At 58.0% G+C, this 19,416-nt stretch carries 17 protein-coding genes and 4 tRNA genes; 13 read left to right on the top strand and 8 right to left on the bottom strand.

Going from position 1 to position 19,416, the window contains the following annotated elements; all coding sequences use genetic code 11:
• Positions 1-35 precede the first annotated feature (35 nt).
• The 5 genes from clpB (at position 36) to E3U47_RS19935 (ending at position 3,856) form a co-directional block, all read left to right on the top strand.
• On the top strand, positions 36-2,600 hold the full coding sequence (clpB, locus tag E3U47_RS19915; RefSeq protein ID WP_134693368.1) for an ATP-dependent chaperone ClpB: 2,565 nt from the start codon (positions 36-38) through the stop codon (positions 2,598-2,600).
• 377 nt (positions 2,601-2,977) lie between these two features.
• A tRNA-Asn gene (locus tag E3U47_RS19920) sits at positions 2,978-3,053 on the top strand.
• A 4-nt stretch (positions 3,054-3,057) separates the two neighbouring features.
• Positions 3,058-3,134 (top strand) — tRNA-Pro (locus E3U47_RS19925).
• 6 nt (positions 3,135-3,140) lie between these two features.
• Positions 3,141-3,216: transfer RNA gene (locus E3U47_RS19930), tRNA-Lys, on the top strand.
• A 103-nt stretch (positions 3,217-3,319) separates the two neighbouring features.
• The gene (locus tag E3U47_RS19935) at positions 3,320-3,856 is read left to right on the top strand and encodes a dihydrofolate reductase family protein (protein ID WP_134693369.1); all 537 of its coding nucleotides are present in this window, start codon (positions 3,320-3,322) and stop codon (positions 3,854-3,856) included.
• 125 nt (positions 3,857-3,981) lie between these two features.
• On the opposite strand, the gene E3U47_RS19940 is transcribed toward E3U47_RS19935, so the two are convergent.
• The 4 genes from E3U47_RS19940 to E3U47_RS19955 all read right to left on the bottom strand — a co-directional run bounded on the left by E3U47_RS19940 (position 3,982) and on the right by E3U47_RS19955 (position 6,777).
• Positions 3,982-5,277, bottom strand: a complete 1,296-nt coding sequence (locus E3U47_RS19940; protein ID WP_134693370.1) for an NAD(P)/FAD-dependent oxidoreductase — start codon at positions 5,275-5,277, stop codon at positions 3,982-3,984.
• Positions 5,278-5,361: 84 nt separating this feature from the next.
• Positions 5,362-5,535, bottom strand: a complete 174-nt coding sequence (locus tag E3U47_RS19945) for a DUF3094 family protein (protein WP_023631877.1) — start codon at positions 5,533-5,535, stop codon at positions 5,362-5,364.
• A gap of 132 nt (positions 5,536-5,667) precedes the next feature.
• Complete coding sequence (locus E3U47_RS19950; RefSeq protein ID WP_028689889.1) at positions 5,668-6,297, bottom strand: DUF1780 domain-containing protein; 630 nt, start codon at positions 6,295-6,297, stop codon at positions 5,668-5,670.
• Between the two features lie 45 nt (positions 6,298-6,342).
• Positions 6,343-6,777 carry a hypothetical protein gene (locus E3U47_RS19955; RefSeq protein ID WP_134693371.1) on the bottom strand — a complete coding sequence of 145 codons (435 nt, stop codon included), beginning with the start codon at positions 6,775-6,777 and terminating at the stop codon, positions 6,343-6,345.
• 589 nt (positions 6,778-7,366) lie between these two features.
• Here E3U47_RS19955 and E3U47_RS19965 point away from each other — a divergent pair.
• Positions 7,367-8,050 carry an energy-coupling factor ABC transporter permease gene (locus tag E3U47_RS19965; protein ID WP_134693372.1) on the top strand — a complete coding sequence of 228 codons (684 nt, stop codon included), beginning with the start codon at positions 7,367-7,369 and terminating at the stop codon, positions 8,048-8,050.
• Positions 8,051-8,146: 96 nt separating this feature from the next.
• Here the strand turns inward: E3U47_RS19965 and yacG are convergent, their stop codons facing one another.
• From yacG to E3U47_RS19985, 4 genes are read right to left on the bottom strand one after another with little or no spacing between them, the layout of a single operon-like run.
• Entirely contained in the window at positions 8,147-8,347 is a 201-nt protein-coding gene (yacG, locus tag E3U47_RS19970) for a DNA gyrase inhibitor YacG (protein ID WP_046854173.1), read from the bottom strand.
• On the bottom strand, positions 8,344-8,967 hold the full coding sequence (coaE, locus tag E3U47_RS19975) for a dephospho-CoA kinase (protein WP_134693373.1): 624 nt from the start codon (positions 8,965-8,967) through the stop codon (positions 8,344-8,346). The genes yacG and coaE overlap by 4 nt, the downstream gene beginning before the upstream one ends.
• Positions 8,967-9,833: an A24 family peptidase gene (locus E3U47_RS19980; protein WP_134693374.1), complete on the bottom strand. Its 867-nt coding sequence runs from the start codon at positions 9,831-9,833 to the stop codon at positions 8,967-8,969. The genes coaE and E3U47_RS19980 overlap by 1 nt, the downstream gene beginning before the upstream one ends.
• Positions 9,834-9,835: 2 nt before the next feature.
• Positions 9,836-11,044: a type II secretion system F family protein gene (locus E3U47_RS19985; protein WP_134693375.1), complete on the bottom strand. Its 1,209-nt coding sequence runs from the start codon at positions 11,042-11,044 to the stop codon at positions 9,836-9,838.
• A 227-nt stretch (positions 11,045-11,271) separates the two neighbouring features.
• On the opposite strand from E3U47_RS19985, the gene E3U47_RS19990 reads away from it, so the two are divergent.
• The 7 genes from E3U47_RS19990 to E3U47_RS20025 all read left to right on the top strand — a co-directional run bounded on the left by E3U47_RS19990 (position 11,272) and on the right by E3U47_RS20025 (position 19,071).
• Complete coding sequence (locus tag E3U47_RS19990; protein ID WP_134693376.1) at positions 11,272-11,682, top strand: pilin; 411 nt, start codon at positions 11,272-11,274, stop codon at positions 11,680-11,682.
• A gap of 58 nt (positions 11,683-11,740) precedes the next feature.
• Positions 11,741-11,816, top strand: a tRNA-Thr gene (locus tag E3U47_RS19995).
• A 164-nt stretch (positions 11,817-11,980) separates the two neighbouring features.
• Positions 11,981-13,309 carry an integrase arm-type DNA-binding domain-containing protein gene (locus tag E3U47_RS20000; protein WP_134693377.1) on the top strand — a complete coding sequence of 443 codons (1,329 nt, stop codon included), beginning with the start codon at positions 11,981-11,983 and terminating at the stop codon, positions 13,307-13,309.
• Positions 13,310-14,203: 894 nt separating this feature from the next.
• On the top strand, positions 14,204-15,184 hold the full coding sequence (locus E3U47_RS20010) for an integrase domain-containing protein (protein ID WP_134693378.1): 981 nt from the start codon (positions 14,204-14,206) through the stop codon (positions 15,182-15,184).
• Positions 15,181-15,468, top strand: a complete 288-nt coding sequence (locus E3U47_RS20015; RefSeq protein WP_134693379.1) for a hypothetical protein — start codon at positions 15,181-15,183, stop codon at positions 15,466-15,468. The genes E3U47_RS20010 and E3U47_RS20015 overlap by 4 nt, the downstream gene beginning before the upstream one ends.
• A gap of 269 nt (positions 15,469-15,737) precedes the next feature.
• On the top strand, positions 15,738-17,576 hold the full coding sequence (locus E3U47_RS20020; protein WP_134693380.1) for a hypothetical protein: 1,839 nt from the start codon (positions 15,738-15,740) through the stop codon (positions 17,574-17,576).
• Positions 17,577-18,069: 493 nt separating this feature from the next.
• A complete protein-coding gene (locus E3U47_RS20025; protein ID WP_134693381.1) occupies positions 18,070-19,071 on the top strand; it encodes a hypothetical protein in 1,002 nt (333 codons plus the stop codon).
• The last annotated feature ends 345 nt before the right edge of the window (positions 19,072-19,416 follow it).

A 19,416-nucleotide genomic window follows, 5' to 3' on the forward strand; every position in this document is an offset into this window, starting at 1 on the left:
TCGCTCCGCCTGCCCTTTAAAGGAAGGTATCCCCCATGCGAATAGACCGACTGACCAGCAAGCTGCAACTCGCGTTATCCGATTCCCAATCCCTGGCCGTGGGCATGGACCACCCGGCCATCGAGCCCCTGCACCTGCTGCAGGCGCTGATCGACCAGCAGGGCGGCTCGATCAAGCCGCTGCTGATGCAGGTCGGCTTCGACGTCAACAGCCTGCGCAAGGCGCTGACCAAAGAGCTCGACCAGTTGCCGAAAATCCAGAACCCCACGGGCGATGTGAACATGTCCCAGGACCTGGCGCGCCTGCTCAACCAGGCCGACCGCCTGGCCCAGCAGAAGGGCGACCAGTTCATTTCCAGCGAACTGGTGCTGCTCGCTGCCATGGACGAGAACAGCAAGGTCGGCAAGTTGCTGCTCGGCCAGGGCGTGAGCAAGAAGGCCCTGGAAAACGCCATCAACAACCTGCGCGGCGGCGCGGCGGTGAACGACGCCAACGCCGAGGAATCGCGCCAGGCCCTGGACAAGTACACCGTCGACCTCACCAAGCGCGCCGAGGAAGGCAAGCTCGACCCAGTGATCGGCCGTGACGACGAGATCCGCCGCACCATCCAGGTGCTGCAACGCCGTACCAAGAACAACCCGGTATTGATCGGCGAGCCCGGCGTCGGCAAGACCGCCATCGCCGAGGGCCTGGCCCAGCGCATCATCAACGGCGAAGTGCCCGACGGCCTCAAGGGCAAGCGCCTGCTGGCGCTGGACATGGGCGCGCTGATCGCTGGCGCCAAGTACCGCGGCGAGTTCGAAGAGCGCCTCAAAGGCCTGCTCAACGAACTGAGCAAGCAGGAAGGCCAGATCATCCTGTTCATCGACGAGCTGCACACCATGGTCGGCGCCGGTAAAGGCGAGGGCGCCATGGACGCCGGCAACATGCTCAAGCCGGCCCTGGCCCGTGGCGAGCTGCACTGCGTCGGCGCCACCACGCTCAACGAGTACCGCCAGTTCATCGAGAAGGACGCAGCCCTCGAGCGCCGCTTCCAGAAGGTGCTGGTCGAGGAGCCGAGCGAGGAAGACACCATCGCCATCCTGCGCGGCCTGAAAGAACGCTACGAAGTGCACCACAAGGTGGCTATCACCGACGGCGCGATCATTGCCGCGGCCAAGCTCAGCCACCGCTATATCACCGACCGCCAGCTGCCGGACAAGGCCATCGACCTGATCGACGAAGCCGCCAGCCGCATCCGCATGGAGATCGACTCCAAGCCGGAGGTGCTCGACCGTCTCGACCGTCGCCTGATCCAGCTGAAGGTGGAATCCCAGGCGCTGAAGAAGGAAGAAGACGAAGCGGCGAAGAAACGCCTGGAAAAACTGACCGAGGAAATCGAGCGCCTGGAGCGCGAGTACTCCGACCTCGAAGAAATCTGGGCCTCGGAAAAGGCCGAGGTACAAGGTTCGGCGCAGATCCAGCAAAAGATCGAGCAGGCCCGCCAGGAGCTGGAAGCCGCCCGCCGCAAGGGCGACCTCAGCCGCATGGCCGAGCTGCAGTACGGGGTGATCCCGGACCTGGAGCGCAGCCTGCAGATGGTCGACCAGCACGGCAAGACCGACAACCAGCTGTTGCGCAACAAGGTCACCGAGGAAGAGATTGCCGAAGTGGTGTCCAAGTGGACCGGTATTCCGGTGGCGAAGATGCTCGAAGGCGAGCGTGAGAAGCTGCTGAAGATGGAAAGCCTGCTGCACGAACGGGTGATCGGCCAGGACGAGGCGGTGACCGCCGTGGCCAACGCCGTACGCCGGTCCCGCGCCGGGCTGTCCGACCCGAACCGCCCGAGTGGTTCGTTCCTGTTCCTTGGGCCCACCGGGGTGGGCAAGACCGAGCTGTGCAAGGCGCTGGCCGAGTTCCTTTTCGACACCGAAGAGGCCATGGTGCGCATCGACATGTCCGAGTTCATGGAGAAACACTCCGTGGCGCGTCTGATCGGTGCCCCGCCAGGGTATGTGGGCTATGAGGAGGGCGGCTACCTGACCGAGGCCGTGCGCCGCAAGCCGTACTCGGTGGTACTGCTCGACGAGGTGGAGAAAGCCCACCCGGATGTGTTCAACGTGCTGCTGCAGGTACTGGAAGATGGCCGCCTGACCGACAGCCACGGCCGTACCGTGGACTTCCGCAACACCGTGATCGTGATGACCTCCAACCTGGGCTCGGCGCAGATCCAGGAATTGGCCGGTGACCGCGAGGCACAGCGTGCGGCGGTGATGGACGCGGTGGGCGCGCACTTCCGTCCGGAGTTCATCAACCGCATCGACGAAGTGGTGGTGTTCGAACCGCTGGGCCGCGAGCAGATCGCCGGTATCACCGAGATCCAGCTTGGCCGCCTGCGTGGTCGCCTGGCCGAGCGCGAGCTGTCGCTAAGCCTGAGCCCGGAGGCGTTGGACAAGCTGATCGCCGTCGGTTACGACCCGGTGTATGGCGCACGGCCATTGAAGCGGGCGATCCAGCGCTGGATCGAGAACCCGCTGGCGCAATTGATCCTCGGCGGGCAGTTCGTGCCTGGCGCGGCGATTACCGCACAAGTGGAAGGGGACGAGATCGTCTTTGCCTGAAAAAGCATCGCCGGCAAGCCGGCTCCCACAGGTGTTATGCCTTCCCTGTAGGAGCCGGCTTGCCGGCGATAGGGCCCTCAAACCCCTGATTTTCCAGCTTCAGCCATAACTCGCTGAAAATTTTGAAAAAAGTGCTTGCACAAAAATCAGAGTGCCCCTAATATTCGCCCCGCTGTCAGGCACTGAGCAGATCGCCAGCAACACCGACGATCTGAAAATAACTTACAAATCAGTAAGTTGAACGAAAAAAAGTGGTTGACAAGCAAAACGAAGAATGTAGAATAGCCGGCCTCAGCAGCGACAACGCGAAAGCGGATAGCCAAAGAGATCGAAGCTAACACAGGCTTCGAAGCAGTAAAGATGTACCGAAGTTCAGTTCCGCGATAGCTCAGTCGGTAGAGCAAATGACTGTTAATCATTGGGTCCCTGGTTCGAGTCCAGGTCGCGGAGCCAATCTCGGGGTGTAGCGCAGTCCGGTAGCGCGCCTGCTTTGGGAGCAGGATGTCAGGAGTTCGAATCCCCTCACCCCGACCATTTTCCGGGTCGTTAGCTCAGTTGGTAGAGCAGTTGGCTTTTAACCAATTGGTCGTAGGTTCGAATCCTACACGACCCACCATGTAAAAAGGGCATCTCGACTGAGATGCCCTTTTTCTTTTGCCCGCGATTTATATCCCCGCCCTTTGCTACCCTGTGGCCTTTGCCCGCAGGAGCGCCCGCGCATGCCACTCAAAGCCAGTGTTTTCATCGCCACCAGCCTGGATGGCTACATCGCCCGTGAAGATGGCGGCCTCGATTGGTTGATGGGCGCCACCCAGTCCGCTGACGACCATGGTTATGCCGGGTTCATGGCGGGCGTCGATACGTTGGTGATGGGGCGCGGTACCTTCGACAAGGTCATGACCTTTGGCGAGTGGCCATACCCTGATACGCGAGTGGTGGTGCTCAGCAGTACCCTCGAGGCGCTGCCCAGGGGCGTGTCAGAGCGCGTCGAGCTGCACCCGGGGCCGATCCCGGCGTTGCTCGAGCACCTGCAGGCCACGGGCGCGAAGAGCCTGTACCTGGATGGCGGCAAGCTGATTCAGGGGTTCTTGCGCGAGGGGCTGGTGGATGAACTGACCATCACCCGCATCCCCGTGCTGCTGGGGCAGGGGATACCGTTGTTCGGCGGGTTGGCGAAGGATGTGCTGTTGCAGCACATGAGGACGACCAGTTACGAGAGCGGGTTTGTGCAGAGCACGTATCGCATCGTTCGTTAAAGCATTGCAGCCAATCTGTAGGAGCCAGCCCTGCTGGTGAACCAGGCACCGCGGAGTTCGCCGGCAAGCTGGCTCCTACAGAAGTGTCGCCCGTAGGAGCCGGCTTGCCGGCGAACCGCGTCAGGTCAGTGCAGCTTCAGGCGCGGCTCGGTCCCCCGGCCAATCTTGCTACCCAGCATCATCATCGCCGTGCGGAAGAACCCATACAGCGCCATCTGGTGCATGCGGTACAGCGACACATAGAACATCCGCGCCAGCCAGCCCTCCAGCTTGACGCTGCCCATCAGGTTACCCATCAGGTTGCCGACCGCCGAGAAGCGCGACAGCGACACCAGCGAGCCATAGTCCTTGTATTCGTAGGTCGGCAGCGCCTTGTTCTCCAGGCGCGCCTTCAGGCTCTTGGCCAGCAGCGAGGCCTGCTGGTGCGCGGCCTGGGCCCGTGGCGGCACATTGCGGTCGGTGCCCGGTTGCGGGCAGGCGGCGCAGTCGCCGAAGGCGAAGATGTTGTCGTCCAGGGTGGTCTGCAGGGTCGGGCGCACCACCAGTTGGTTGATGCGGTTGGTCTCCAGGCCGTCGATGTCCTTGAGGAAGCCCGGCGCGCGAATGCCCGCCGCCCAGACCTTCAAGCTGGCCTGGATAACCTCGCCCGAAGCGGTCTTCAGGCCATCCTCGGTCACTTCACTGACCGCGGCGTTGGTCAGCACCGTCACCCCGAGTTTTTCCAGGGTCTTGTGCACCGGCACGCTGATGCGCTCCGGCAGCGCTGGCAACACCCGTGGGCCGGCCTCGATGATGGTGATGTGCATGTCTTTCGGCTGGATCTTGTCCAGGCCATAGGCTGCCAGCTCATGGGCCGCGTTGTGCAGCTCGGCCGCCAGCTCCACGCCGGTGGCGCCGGCACCGACGATGGCCACGCTGATCTGCTCGCTGGCCACGTCGCCCGCATGGGCGCGCAGGTAGTGGTTGAGCAGTTGCTGGTGGAAGCGCTCGGCCTGCTTGCGGCTGTCGAGGAACAGGCAATGTTGCGCCGCGCCCAGGGTGCCGAAGTCGTTGGTGTTGCTGCCCACGGCGATCACCAGGGTGTCGTAGCCGATGGTGCGCGCAGGCAACAGCTCACGGCCCTCGTCGTCGAGGGTCGCGGCCAGCTGGATCAGTTTGCTTTCGCGGTCCAGGCCGCTCATGCGCCCCATCTGGAAGTTGAAGTGGTTCCACTTGGCCTGCGCCACGTAGTTCAGTTCGTCTTCCGAGGAGTTCAGCGAGCCGGCCGCCACTTCGTGCAGCAGTGGCTTCCAGATGTGCGTCAGGTTGGCATCAACCAGGGTGATCTCGGCCTGTTTGCGCTTGCCCAGGCTTTTACCCAGGCGGGTCGCCAGTTCCAGGCCGCCGGCGCCGCCGCCGACAATCACGATGCGATGAGTCATGGGGATATCTCACAAGTTTTACGGAATTCGTGGACACAAGGTCCGGCCGCATTCGGCATGAGGGGCGGGCGAGCGCAAGGCAGCTCATAGCACCAGTCCACTCAGCAGGCGGCTCAACAGGCCCAGACCGATGGTCACGGCCACCACCAGCAACAGGAGCAGCCATGGCCGGAAGGGCCGGCGCTCGACTTGATGCTGGGGGGCGCTCAGATACTCATCGACGCGACGCTGATCTTCAGGATTCAGGCGGCTGGTCATGCTGGGCCTCGTCAGATAGACGTTCGTGACTGCGTGTACGCCACAGCGTTCACGCAAACGCATGGGTCGAATGATAATGCTTTCTATCCCCGGCGCCGAGTGTACGTGATCGCAAAGACACCCGGCACTGGATCAAAGACTGATACCTACGTCGAACACGATGCTGCGCCCCAGGTTGCCGCGCAAAAAATCCGGCGCGTCCGGGTGGGCGAACAGCACCCGGGCGAAGGTCGGCCCCACCAGCGACAACGACCGCCAGCCCTGGCGCAGGTATTCGGTGGGCGGCGGGAAATGGCTGTTGAGGTCGAGCACCTCGCGCTTGAGGCTGGCGAAGGCGATGATGTCCAGCTCGCCCAGGTCCAGCCCGCGCTCGCGGTAGTTGTGCGACTTCTTGCGCAGGGTCGGCGCCAGGCGCGCCAGCAGCTCCTGGGCGCTGATGCGCCGGGGCCGCTGCTCGCGGCGCACCAGCTGGGCCAGGGAGAAGGCGCTGCGCCGCCGTTGCAGCTCCTCGCGCCATTCGTCGTTGAGCCGGCGGCCCTCGTCGAGCACGAAGAACACCTCGAACGCCGCGTCGCGGAACAGCACGTCCGGCGGCTCTTGGCCGGCCGGAGTGAAGTCCTCGCTGCGATAGGGGATGTTCAGCCCTTGCAGCAGGCGCTGGCAGACCCAACGCTCGCGCTCCCATTTGCGGGCATTGGACAGGAACGCATTGGCTTGCTCGGCCTGGATGGTAAGCAGGCGCAGGTAGTCTGAGTCATCCATGGGGACAAGCTTAGCGTGCTCCGGCGAACAAGGGGTTACAGTTGTTCAGTGTGCGGGAGCGGAGAGGCCGCCAGATCCGCCTGGCGCACCGAGGCCGCTATCTTTCAGAGGGCTTTTGACACTGTCCCCTCTGAACTTCTCAAGGCTGGCATCCGCAGGACGCTTGAATGTCTCAAATTTACTTCCAGTCGGACTAGAGGCTGCCTTTTTAAGGTCTGTTGTAGTCTGGATATTGCTGTAGTCAGAGAGTTGGTTGTTTTTCTTGCGCTGGACAAGAACTTCCAGATTTGTTCGGACAGAATCAGGTAGGTTCTTAATTGTGCTGAGGTTTTTTCCGTCGCTTTCGATGGATTTTTTCACACACTGCTTAAAGCAAGGAGGATTTGGGTCGAAAGGGTATGACATGCAGGTGCATTCGCTGGCGTTGACAGGCATATTGACTGCAGTGAGTGCTGGGAGTAACCACCAAAATGCGTTCATTTTAGTCAGGTTCCTTTAGTTGTTTCGTGAAAATCCACGCTAGCGTGTAGCAGGTGAGCCATATACCGAAGAATGCTAGTGCTATCAGTAGGGAGAGACGCTGGGAGGCGTAAAGGTTATTGATGTTGTCAGCGATGTCCAGAACCGAGTTTGGCGTGAACCGAGAGGCGAGATAACTACCGACTAATTTATTTCCTAAATAAATTGAGTAGGCTATTGAGGCCCATCCGGGCAAAAATAGAAGATACGTTAGCCTTAAGTGCAGGCTTTCGGGTCGATTATGTGAAGTGCCGATAATTATGGCGACAGTCCCTGCGCCAATAGCAACCGCCCAGCCCGTAAGCACCGTAGAGCTTTCCAGTACATCCTTGAGTATAAGGGCCAGATCAACCATCACTCTTGCTCCAATGAGAAGTAGATGCCTAACCCCATTCTTTGATGGCCAGCACACTTTGCCGCTAGAGTAAGGCTCCAAGGATTTACAGTCATACGGCTTCCCTTTGATCTGAGCGTAGCTTGGGAAACCAGGTGCGTGAGGTTTAGCAGCAGGTCATAGGGCTGGTCGGCACCCATTTTGGAAGGACGTCGAATGATCAGCGCACAGGTCTTGTCCAGCACCAGCCTTACTCTTGGCTGGTTCGGTTACGTGCCCCTGCTGGCCTGGGCCGCCAGCCGAACCCGCTGGGTCGAGCTGTTCACCGACACCCGCCGCCAGCACCTGCTGTTCGGCACGGTGCTCTGCCTGTTCATACTCTGGCTGGTGCGCCGCGACTTCGATACCGGGGTGTCGTACCACTTCATCGGCATGACCGCCGTCACCTTGCTGCTGGACTGGCCATTGGCCGTGCTCGGCGGCTTTCTCGCCCAGCTCGGCCTATTGCTGATGGGCCGGCAGGACCTCGCCGCCATCGGCGTCAACGGCCTGCTGATCGTCGGCCTGCCGGTGCTGGTCACCGAGGTGTGCGCGATCCTGGTCGAGCGCGCCCAGCCGCGTAACCTGTTCGTTTATATCTTCTGTTGCGGGTTCTTCCCGGCGGCGTTGACGGTGTTGCTGTGCCTGATGGCAGGGCTGGGGTTGCTGTGGATGGATGAGCGTTTCGCCATGCCGGAATGGCTTAGCGACTTCGTTGGCTATCTATGGCTGATGATGTTCCCCGAGGCATTTATCAACGGCACGGTGATCAGTGCGCTGGTGGTGTTCTGCCCGGAGTGGCTGGAAACCTTCAATCGCTCCCGTTATCTGCAGGCGCCCTGGAAGGACGAGGAACGCTGATGTTCGCCGGCAAGCCGGCTCCTACAGGGCAGGCGCCAAACCTGTAGGAGCCGGCTTGCCGGCGAAGAGGCCATCACAGCCAACCCAGAAACCAGGTCAATGCCGAGGCTCCAGATCCCCCGAATACAGCTCGTCCTCGGACTCCTCCGCCCCGGCGATCTTGTGCTCCTCGGCCGCCCAGGCGCCCAGGTCGATCAATTTGCAGCGGTCCGAGCAGAACGGCCGGAACGGGCTCTGCTCGCCCCATTCCACGGGCGCCCCGCAGGTCGGGCAATCAACGGTCATCGGCTGGCTCATGGCTGGCCTCCTCGTAAAGTCAGGTAAAAGTGGTGCAGGCGGTCGATCTCGTCGTGCAGCGATTGCAGGTCACGATCGTTGACCACCACGTCATCGGCATGGCGCAGGCGCTCTTCCCGGGCCAGCTGGGCCTTGAGAATCGCCTGCACCTGTTCCGCGCTGGTGTTGTCGCGGGCCAAGGTGCGTTGCACCTGCAGCTCGGCAGGGGCGTCGATCACCAGGATGCGCTGGGTCTTCTGGTGCTGCCCCGACTCGATCAACAGCGGCGAAACGTACACCGCATAGGGCGTCTCGGCCTTGGCCAGGTAGCTGAAGATCTCCTGGCCGATCAGCGGGTGCAGCAATTGTTCCAGCCATTGCCGTTGGCTCGGGTCGGCGAAGATCAGCTGGCGCAGGGCGCCGCGGTCGAGCTGGCCGTCCGCCTGCAGCACGCCTGCGCCAAAGCGCTCGACGATGCTGGCCAGGGCAGGGCGCCCCGGCTCGACGACCCAGCGCGCCGCCTGGTCGGCATCGACCAGGTGCACGCCCAGTTCGACGAAACGCTCGGCGGCGGCGCTCTTGCCGCTGCCGATGCCGCCAGTGAGGCCAAGAATCCAGGGTGTGAAGGGCGCTGTGCTCATCAGGTTCCAAGCAGTTGCAGGTATGAGGCGACTATTTCATCACCCCAGAGCAATGCGATCCACCCCGCAATGGCCAGATAAGGCCCGAAAGGCAATGCCGCGCCCATTTGCGTGCGCTTGAAACGCACCAGCGTCAGCCCGACCAGCGCCCCCACCAAGGACGCCAGCATCAAGGTCAGCGGCAGGATCTGCCAGCCGCCCCAGGCACCGAGCATGGCCAGCAGCTTGAAGTCGCCGAAGCCCATGCCCTCCTTGCCGGTGATCAGCTTGAACACCCAGTACACCGACCACAAACTCAGGTAACCCGCCACCGCGCCCCACAGCGCATCGCTCAGCGGCACCAGCAGCCCGAAGGCGTTGACGATCAACCCCAGCCACAACAGCGGCAGCACCAGCACATCCGGCAGCAACTGGTGCTCGGCATCGATCAGGCTCAAGGCGATCAGCCCCCAGGTCAGCAGCATTACCCCCAGCGCCTCGACACCCGGTCCGAAATGCCAGGCCACCAACAGCGAGAGCAGGGCGCTGCCCAGCTCCACCAGGGGATAACGCAGGCTGATCCGCGCCTTGCACCCCGCGCAACGCCCGCGCAGGGCCAGGTAACTCAGCACTGGAATGTTTTCCCAGGCGCGGATCTGGCGCTGACAGTGCGGGCAACGTGAAGCCGGCAGGCACAGGTCGAAGCGCTCGTGCTCGGCCTGCGGCAGCCCCAGCACCTCCTGCGCCTCCCGCTGCCACTGGCGCTCGAGCATGATCGGCAGGCGGTACGCCAGCACATTGAGAAAACTGCCCACCAGCAACCCCAGCACCGCGGCCAAGGTATGGAAGAACGGCGGATGTTCGACGATTACGGTCCAGGCATTCATGTTCAGATCAGGCTACCCAACTGGAAGATCGGCAAATACATCGCCACGACGAGGCCCCCCACCAGCAGCCCGAGGATCAGCACGATGGCCGGCTCCAGCAGCGTGGTCAACTGCTCCAGCGCCTGGCTCACCTGTTCTTCGTAATGCAGCGCGGCCTTGTCCAGCATCCGGTCGAGGGTGCCGCTGGCTTCGCCCACCGCCACCAGCTGGCGCAACAGCGGCGGGAACAGCGCATCCGCCTCCATCGCCTGCTGCAGCCCCATGCCGCCGGCCACGTCCTGGCGCAACTTGAGGATCGCCCGCTCGTGCAGGCTGTTACCACTCACCGGCGCCACCGTGGCCAGTGCATCCAGCAACGCCACGCCGGCGGCGTAGGAGGTCGCCAGGCTGCGGGCAAAGCGCGCCAACGCCGCCTGCCCGAGCAAGGTGCCCACCACCGGCACCCGCAACACCCCGTGCAATATCCACAGGCGCGCCGGCAGATGCCGCCGGTACAACGCCCGCACGCCAAACCCCAGTGCAGTTATCAACAGCACCAACCACCCGACGTGATTGCCCAGCCCTGTGGATAAATCGATCACCCACTGGGTGAACGCTGGCAGCGCCTTGTCGAAACTGGCGAACAACCCCTGGAACCGCGGCACCACCTCCAGCAGCAACAACGCCGCCACCCCCAACCCCGTGAGCAGCAACAGCGCCGGATACAGCATCGCCTTGCGCACCTTCTGCCGCAGCGCCTGGCGTTTCTCCAGCATGGTCGCCATCTGTTCCAGCTGCCGGTCCAGCGTGCCCGACTGCTCGCCCACCCGCACCAGGTTGCAGTACAGCGCATCGAACCACCCCGGATGGCGCTGCAAGGCATCCGCCAAGCCCAACCCCGCCGCCACATCCTGTTGCAACCGCGCCAGCAACGCCGCCATGGCGCTGTTCACCGTGCTGCGCGCCATCACCTCGAACGCCTGCAACAGCGGCACCCCCGCCGTGAGCAAGGTCGCCAGCTGGCGGCTGAACCCCGGCGCATCCACCTTACCCGCGCGCTGCGGCCAGCGCCAACGCAGCCCACCCGCCAGCCGCACCCGTGTCGCGCGAATTCCCTGCTGGCGCAACCAGGCCTGCACGAACGCCGGGCTGCGCCCAGTGTGCTGGCCCTGTTGCGGCGCGCCGCTGGCATCGACGCCTTCCCAGGCGTACAGACGGGTGGAAGCAGGCATGGCGAGAGTCCTTTTGCGCGGGGGCGAAAAGCCCGGTAACAGCTTGCCCGGCCTGCTGCCGGGCGCGTTTCCCTGTGGCTCACTAGAGTAGTCCAGCGAAGATGACGCCCCGCCGCGCAGGGGTGACAAAAGGTGTCGGTTCAGGCCTACTGCGCGCCTGCCGGCCGGGGCGCGCCACGAAGCAAAGCGCCCGCCGCGCCTCCACGTATCACGAAGGAAGACCGTTCATGAAAGGGCAACGAGGTATCACCCTGATCGAACTGATGATCGTCGTCGCGATCATCGGCATCCTGGCGACCATCGCCATCCCCATGTACACCAACCACCAGGCCCGCGCCAAGGCTACCGCCGCGCTGCTGGAGATCTCCGCGCTGAAGACACCGATGGACGTGCGCCTGAACGACGGCAAGGACGTGCCCGACGTCGCCAGCCTCGGCGGCCAGCCCGCCACCGCCCACTGCGCGATCACCGCCAGTGGCAAGGCCGCCGACGGCACCGCCAACATCGCCTGCACCCTGGCCGACGCACCGGCCAATGTGCTGGGCAAGACCGTGACCCTGGCGCGTACCCAGGCAGGCTGGAGCTGCGTGACCACGGTGGAGGAAGACCTCGCGCCCAATGGCTGCACTGTGCAATGAAAGTGAGGTGAAACAGGGGTTTGCGTAACCGACACGGCAGTGGTACGTTGCGCAACACGCCGGTGTAGCTCAGTCGGTAGAGCAGCGCACTCGTAACGCGAAGGTCGCAGGTTCGATTCCTGTCTCCGGCACCACATCCAGCTCCACAGTATTCCGCTGAATGCTTTGGAAGCCCTCTAAACCGGCCTTCTGGCCGGTTTTTCGTTTCCGCGACCCTCCGTCGGGAACCAATAAAATCCCCAATAAACGGGGGTATTTTTGGGGTACAGCGTCTTTCCTGCATGGAGAACGTACCCCTATGCCACGGCTAGCCATTCCGCTCAGCGACCTCAAATGCCGCACGGCTAAACCGCGTGATCGGGCCTACAAACTGTTCGATGGCGGGGGCATGTACCTGTACGTCGCACCCAGTGGTTCGAAGACTTGGCGGCTGCGGTATTTCAAACCAAGCGGCAAGGAAGGCACTCTGATCATCGGTAAGTACCCCATCGTTTCATTGGCCGTCGCAAGGAGCAAGCGCGATGAGGCCAAGGCCTTGTTGCTCGACAACCTTGATCCGATGGAAGAGAAGCAGAAGGCCAAGATCGCTGCTCAGCGGGCGAGTCTTCTCTTTGAAACCGTCGCTTTGGAGTGGCACGTCGAAATGTCCCGACGGTGGACTGAGGGCCACGCCAAGACGGTGCTGAGCAGGTTGCGTACCCATGTGTTTCCACTGATTGGCCAGCGGCCTATCGCTGAACTCGACACCCATGATCTGCTTGAGGTCACCCAGCGAGTCAAGGATCGCGGCACCATGGATGTAGCGTTGCGTGTGCAGAACTATCTATCCACGATCATGCGGGGTGCGAAGCGGGCGCGGCAGATTACTCAGAATCCGGCGCTCGATCTGGCCGGCTCGATTCAAGCGCCGCGCACCGTGCACCGTCCTGCACTCTCGCTGAACCGCCTTCCTGAATTGCTGAGCCGAATCGACAACTACACCGGTCGTGAACTGACCCGGCTTGCAGTGCTACTGACACTGCATGTGTTCGTGCGGTCCAGTGAACTGCGCTTTGCGCGGTGGGATGAATTCGACTTGCAACGTGCGATTTGGGAGATCCCCGATACCCGCAAGCCGATTGAAGGCGTTCGTTACTCCACGCGCGGGACCAAGATGAGTGGGGACATTCAGATAGTGCCGCTGTCGCCTCAAGTCATCGAGATCCTTGAACGGCTGCGCAGCTTGAATCGCTTCTCTGAACTGGTGTTGCCCGGTGACCACAGGTACTGGAAACCCTTGTCGGAGAATACGGTTAACCAGGTGCTGCGCAATATGGGCTACGACACGACCAAGGACGTGTGCGGGCATGGTTTCCGGGCCATGGCTTGTAGTGCCTTGCTCGAATCAGGGCTATGGACGGATGCGGCGATTGAGCGGCAGATGAGCCATCAGGAGCGTAACCGCGTGCGCGCTGCTTACATCCACAAGGCCCAATTTCTGGAGCAACGTCGGTTGATCATGGCGTGGTGGAGTAACTACATCGATGCCAACAGGTCGGGCCATGTCACTCCGCATGAGTTTGCCCACCCGGTAGGCGACAACGTCACCGCCTTGCCAAATGGCCATGGCGCATTCAATCGCGGGTGAGTCTGCAAGATCGACGCTGGCTGCTCTTTCACGCGGGTCCATCCAAACAGGGCTGCAAAGCCGCCCTGTTTGGATGCACCTCACTTTGAAGAGCTAAAAGCCACGACGTTGTCCGGGATGTACCACGGAATTCCACCGATGCATAACCGCTTTTCACGTCCCCAAGAGCGCTGAATCTCAGCCCTTGACCGGCTTTATCCACAGGCGTAGAACTGGCCGTGCAAGCGCTGTCGATGACAGCACCCCAGGTGACCCGAACCTTCAAGGTCACGCCGCTCCCGCGGTGGTTCTCCCCAAGGGCGATTCGCATCCGGCAGCTCGCCCGGTCACCTTCCCGGTGATGGATGCTATCTAATCTCATGGCCCTCGTGCGCCAGCTACACCGTACTGAGCTGCCCTGCAGCAACCTATCCACTTGGTCGACTATTGCGCCAACCTGTGCCCGTCTCTTTCTCCGGAAAGAGACGGGCGCTTCTAACACTGCTGCAGCCCTGATCGCACATGGCTTTGCGGCATTCCCCCTCGTGACAATCGGCGTGACAAACGCCGATGTCACCAGCAACAGCGCTGTAGATGATGGTGCCGCAGACCAAGGAATGGACTGCACCTAACTGACAGTCAGGCTTGCCCCGGTCATCGCATTGCTGTGTTCACCCGGCTCAGGATCTTCAGGCGCTGGTTTAGTCAGCCAGTACTGCCTCCACCCGCCCACCGGCAACGGTGTTGAGGAGGCCAGATCATGAGATGCCCTTGCTCCTGGACGTAAGGAGCCGCCAGTCCCGCGTAGTGGACATTCCCCACAGGTCGCAGGGGCCTTGATCCCTGATAACACTCAACATTCTTGGCGGGATGACGTGGGGCGAGGATCGGAGAGCAGAAAATGAGGTGACTGACATGGCATTGGTGGGTAGACGCGATGGCCGCAATTTCGGCTACGGCAGACAATTGAGCTACGCAGGACCGCAGGCACTGAAAGACATGTTCGGCGGCGGTCATTACGGCACAGTCAAGGCGTACTGTGATCGGTGGCAGGCATTCGTAATGTGGTGCCGCTCCGATCAGGGGCCCGGTATCAATGATGCGCGGATGATTGATCGGAAGGTGTTGGCCGACTATGCGGTGTATCTGCGCGACGTGGTTGGGCGCGGTGATCTCGCCGTCAGCACCGCACAAAACCGGCTATCCAGCGTTAACAGAACCATGGCGGCGCTTCGCGGTGATCAGTACGTGAAGTTGCCCAGTCCGAGCAAGGCGTTGGGTATGCAGCGCACCGGGATTCGCCACTCAGTGCCGCAGGGCCAAGACCGCGATCAGGTTAATGAGATCGTCAATGCGCTTTGCCGCAATCATCAGCAACGCGCCGCTGCAATCGTTCTGTTGGCGCGAGCCACCGGCATGCGCTTGCGTGAGGTGATCCTAGCCGACTTGCCACGGCTGAGCCGTGAGGCTAACGACCTAGGCAGGATCAACATTCAGGACGGCACCAAAGGCGGCCGAGCTGGCGCCCCGGCGCCCCGTTGGATTGCGGTGCACGACCATATTCAAGGTGCACTTGGGTTTGCACGGCAGGTGTCGCCTGCGGGTAGCCGCAACCTCATTGCGCCGCACGAAAGCTACCTTGACGCTCTACAGGACATCGTCCGCCCGGCGCGGGACATCCTGCATGCACACAGCCTCAAAGGCTTTCATGAGCTGCGAGCGGGGTACGCATGTGAGCGCTACGAGCAAATCACCCAACACCGCGCACCTATAAACGGGGGTCAATGCTGCCAGTTAGATCAGCACCTTGACCGCGAGGCTCGGAGGCAAATCAGCTATGAGCTGGGGCACGGTCGGGTCGACGTCGTCACTGCGTACATTGGAGGGCGTACATGAGCAAGCCATTCGATATGGAGCTGTTCTTAACCAGCGTCCTGACCGGGTCCTACGCGACGCGGCAACGCCATTTGCGGCAGGCAAAGGTTATCCAAACTGCAATCGCTGAGCGATGGCAACGAGAAACGCCTTGGGTTTGGCAAAGAAAGCATGTCGCTTGGTTCCTGGATCATCGCCTACGTGAACGCAGTGACGCAACGCGTTATTACTATCGACTGACCGTGGAGCTGCTAGTTCGTCGTTTAGAAAAAACATGGTTCTTCAAGTGCCAAGCGAAGATCTGATTGATAGTAGCGACCGACCTCTTTCGAGCCAAAGCAGCCCTTTGTGAAGGGCTGTTCTTGGAAGGAGCAGACTGCCCCCTAAAAAATAAATACGTCTTATTTCTATTTAGGTGAGTGAAGTGGTTTTCGATATGGCAGATTTTGACCTCCAGGATGGATGCAGATTGCCATTACTAGCAGGTGTCGCTACGCTCAACATTTTTACGGATTCACAATCGACATAGACAACAGCTGATAACCTCTTCAAAAAACACGTATGGAGCACGCATATGTCAGAACTCTCCGGGAACTCATCATCTAGAGCTATTGGAAGCGTTTATAAAGAGAATAAAAGATTTGTTGTAATTGGTTTGACTGGAAGAACAGGTTCAGGTTGCTCTACATCAGCAGAAATTCTTTGTAGTACCGCCATTGAGCTTCCAGAGAACGCATATGTCGGAATATCTAATAATGAGCTAAGAAAACACCGAATAATTAAAAAATTCATTGAGCATCGATGGCAGCCATTTAAGTGTCTTCAAGTTAGAACGGTTATAACTAGATTCATCCTTGCATTAAATTTTTCGGAATTTTGTCGCTTTGTTTCAGATGTTATGGCTAGAGATATACATAATGCCTCAGAGGCCATGAGGGAGATAAAAGAAGAGTATGATAATCTACATGTCGAGATATCGGAATATCTTAGGAGTCCGGAAAGCACGCTAGATGAAATAGAAGATAAGCAAGAATTTGCTTTTGATCTATACTTCAATAGGTTGCCGGTCTTCTCGGATAAAATACGAGAAGGTCTAAAAAAAATTTCGCTTGATGCATACACAAAAATATACCAGGCCGCAGGCGATAACATACGAGCGTCAGGTCAAGCAAATAGTTCTAGGTTTGATGATTCAAAAGTTTTTCATTTCCCTAGGACTATAAATAAAATAATAAAGTCTGCGCACCATTTGGCTCGAAAGAATAATGAGTCCTGTTTCATTGTGATTGATGCTATTAGGAATCCATACGAAGCAATATTTTTCAAAGAGCGTTACGCTGGTTTTTATCTGGTATCAATAAACACAGAAAATGAAAATAGGCTGGCCCACCTCCGCAGTACACACAAATTCTCTGAGTCTCAAATAAAAGACCTTGATGAAAAAGAGTACCCAAGAAAGCTTTCTGGGTATAGTAAGTTCATATCGCAAAACATTCAGAAATGCATTGAGATATCCGATATACACATACACAATCCTAGAAAAGAGCAGTTCAATAATGTTGAGCTTAAGTGTCAGCTTGCTTGGTATGTTTCTCTAGTGCAACATCCAGGCTTGGTGATGCCAACATCTTTGGAGAACTGCATGCAAATTGCTTATACGGTCAAGCAAAGTTCAGGATGTATATCAAGACAAGTGGGAGCGGTTGTAACGGATGAGGAGTTCTCAGTAAAATCAGTTGGGTGGAACAACACGCCACAGGGACAGGTGCCATGCCTTCTCAGAAATGCCGAAGATTTACTGCTTGGTCAAGACACTCCTGCATATAGTGAGTATGAAAGAAATGATATTAAATTCAGGGAGGTTTTGCATGAGAAATTTGATGGGCTTAGAAAATCAACCTTGTTGGAAGGTCGTAATTTGTCCTTCTGCTTTAAAGACATGCAAAATGAAATAGACGGTGAAAAAAACCAAGTTCACACTCGTTCGCTGCACGCCGAAGAGAATGCTTTCCTTCAGATTTCAAAGCATGGTGGAATGAAGCTTAGGAATGGAGTACTATTTACTACAGCCAGTCCATGCGAACTTTGCTCCAAGAAAGCTTACCAGCTTGGAATAAGTAAAATTGTATACATTGATCCATACCCTGGAATTGCCACTAGGCATACTCTATTGGTCGGAAGCAGCAGGCCAGAGTTACAGCTTTACAGGGGCGCAGTTGGTAGGGCATATCACCAGCTTTATCAGCCAATAATGCCATACAAGGATGAGCTTGAAACGCTGCTATCTATACCCGGTAGCGCAAACAAAAAAGCTATTCGGGCAAAAATGCTAGAAAAAGAAAATCTAGAACTAAGAGAAGAACTTGCTCGGCTGAAAAAACAGCTAGATGATCTTAATAATCATAAAGGATAAGCCGCCTATTTGTATGGGGGTATCAATGTCCTGGGTAGAACGAGAAGAGTCGGCTTTGAACCTGACAACTTCTTATGACTGACCACACGCTTATCATTTTCAGATACTCCAGGATGAGTGCTGTTTGTCGGAGAATCTTTGGGGAAACGACCGTAATGGGTCGATGGCCGCCAGTTACGGCTGAACGCTATCGATCCATAGCTGCCTCTCGCGAAGGGCAGCAATCGGCCAGAATCGGACATTAATAGACTGAAGCGCTCAGCCCATGATTGAGCGCAGACACACTGCTGATGACTTTGTATTCTCGGAAAAATTTCTCGTAATTCCTTTTGCCCTTCTAGCGTGACTAGTGCTTGGAGTAACTGGCTAAAGGGGTAAGGCATAGGCAAAAAGCGTCATGCGGCACAAGTATCCGAAAGAATCGGGCCATTTCCATCTCCCAACTGTTAAGTTAGGTTTTTCGAGCGACTAAAATGCAATATGGAAGGCATGTATGAAGCACTGGACTGAACCAAATGGAATGTTTTTGATTCAAATTCCAATCGATTGGCAGTACCTTAATTCAGGCCTTAGCGACTATGAGGAGAAGTCGCCTTACGGGTTTCAACCTTATGAAGACCCCCTAGGTTGCTTTCAGATAAGTTGTTATCCGCTGAGCGAGCTTGCTCCTAGCATCGCCATAGCCAATCCAAACGGAGTCAGAAATTTAAGCTGGAAGGCGTCCAGGGAAGATAATTCCGAATTTTGCACACATCTGTTCTTCGGCGCTTATTATGATCAAGCATTGATAGGTAAATATATCTACGATGCGGGTCTTGAAGGCGACAAGAGGATTGCCAAACAGCTTGGGATCGCGATTGAAATCCTAAACTCGGTTGTGATAGTCCCAGAGAGTGATCGTAAACTGGCTGCTGATCTCGATAAGTTTGATCGATTCACAGGGGCTCTTGCGGCGTCACATGATCTCCTATATGCAGCAATTGATGCAGGGGCATGTATTGAGATAATTGCAATTGCAGCAAATCAAATAGATGCATATTTAAGATTGAGTCTGGTAATTGCAACGCAGCTAGAGAAAAAGACGAACGATATCGAAACTAGATACTTGTTCCAAGCAGATGGAGAGAAGGGGATAATGGAAAGGAAGGTTTTCGAAGATGCTTTAAAATTAAAAGTAATTGATCTGGAGGCTTTTAATGGCTTGAATGAGCTCTACAACTTGAGAAATCGCGTTATTCACCGATACATAATCTCAGATATCAAATCACGTGATCTCGTCGAGATTGCTGGGAAATATTTGAGCGCTTTGGAACGAACACGTCTAACTCTTCGCGACTTCGAGCAGAAACAAGCAGTCGTGCCTTATGGGGTGTACGGAACGAAGTTTGGTAAAACCCTTGTTACGGACGACGCTATAAGGCGGTTACATGCAAGCGCAAATGACAAACATCTTCTTGAAAAATATAAGAGAAGCGTTAGTGACAGAAGAAGCTAGGCTCTGTACGAAATCCCGAGAAACCTAATCGCCGCCCCTCAGCTGCGGAGATTTTGTAGAGCCCCCACCATCAACGAAAAGGAATTCTGTGATGGAAATGCGTTACGAACCTTGAGGCCTGCTCGTCAACCAATATATTCCAGTAGCGCTGGTCCAATCCATCATTTTTTCATTCCAGCAACCGCCAAGCCCTTGTGCAAGCACTTGGGCCACGTCCTCGAACATCTTCCAGCCAGCGTCCTCTGATATCTCGATCGTCGCCATACGTCACTTCACCCAGCAGACACAGATTTTTGTGGCTCCCGCGAACGACTGCAATGGATCGTTTTCTGTAGTTCCCCAATC

Source organism: Pseudomonas sp. RIT623 (genome assembly GCF_004519305.1).
In the GTDB taxonomy this organism is placed as follows: Bacteria; Pseudomonadota; Gammaproteobacteria; order Pseudomonadales; family Pseudomonadaceae; genus Aquipseudomonas.

Coding starts and splice junctions, on each gene's coding strand:
- clpB (WP_134693368.1), top strand. CDS start 36: ATGCGAATAGACCGACTGACCAGCAAGCTGCAACTCGCGTTATCCGAT.
- coaE (WP_134693373.1), bottom strand. CDS start 8,967: ATGAGCACAGCGCCCTTCACACCCTGGATTCTTGGCCTCACTGGCGGC.
- E3U47_RS19935 (WP_134693369.1), top strand. CDS start 3,320: ATGCCACTCAAAGCCAGTGTTTTCATCGCCACCAGCCTGGATGGCTAC.
- E3U47_RS19990 (WP_134693376.1), top strand. CDS start 11,272: ATGAAAGGGCAACGAGGTATCACCCTGATCGAACTGATGATCGTCGTC.
- E3U47_RS19940 (WP_134693370.1), bottom strand. CDS start 5,277: ATGACTCATCGCATCGTGATTGTCGGCGGCGGCGCCGGCGGCCTGGAA.
- E3U47_RS19985 (WP_134693375.1), bottom strand. CDS start 11,044: ATGCCTGCTTCCACCCGTCTGTACGCCTGGGAAGGCGTCGATGCCAGC.
- E3U47_RS20010 (WP_134693378.1), top strand. CDS start 14,204: ATGGCATTGGTGGGTAGACGCGATGGCCGCAATTTCGGCTACGGCAGA.
- yacG (WP_046854173.1), bottom strand. CDS start 8,347: ATGAGCCAGCCGATGACCGTTGATTGCCCGACCTGCGGGGCGCCCGTG.
- E3U47_RS20015 (WP_134693379.1), top strand. CDS start 15,181: ATGAGCAAGCCATTCGATATGGAGCTGTTCTTAACCAGCGTCCTGACC.
- E3U47_RS19980 (WP_134693374.1), bottom strand. CDS start 9,833: ATGAATGCCTGGACCGTAATCGTCGAACATCCGCCGTTCTTCCATACC.
- E3U47_RS19945 (WP_023631877.1), bottom strand. CDS start 5,535: ATGACCAGCCGCCTGAATCCTGAAGATCAGCGTCGCGTCGATGAGTAT.
- E3U47_RS20020 (WP_134693380.1), top strand. CDS start 15,738: ATGTCAGAACTCTCCGGGAACTCATCATCTAGAGCTATTGGAAGCGTT.
- E3U47_RS19955 (WP_134693371.1), bottom strand. CDS start 6,777: ATGAACGCATTTTGGTGGTTACTCCCAGCACTCACTGCAGTCAATATG.
- E3U47_RS20025 (WP_134693381.1), top strand. CDS start 18,070: ATGAAGCACTGGACTGAACCAAATGGAATGTTTTTGATTCAAATTCCA.
- E3U47_RS19965 (WP_134693372.1), top strand. CDS start 7,367: ATGATCAGCGCACAGGTCTTGTCCAGCACCAGCCTTACTCTTGGCTGG.
- E3U47_RS20000 (WP_134693377.1), top strand. CDS start 11,981: ATGCCACGGCTAGCCATTCCGCTCAGCGACCTCAAATGCCGCACGGCT.
- E3U47_RS19950 (WP_028689889.1), bottom strand. CDS start 6,297: ATGGATGACTCAGACTACCTGCGCCTGCTTACCATCCAGGCCGAGCAA.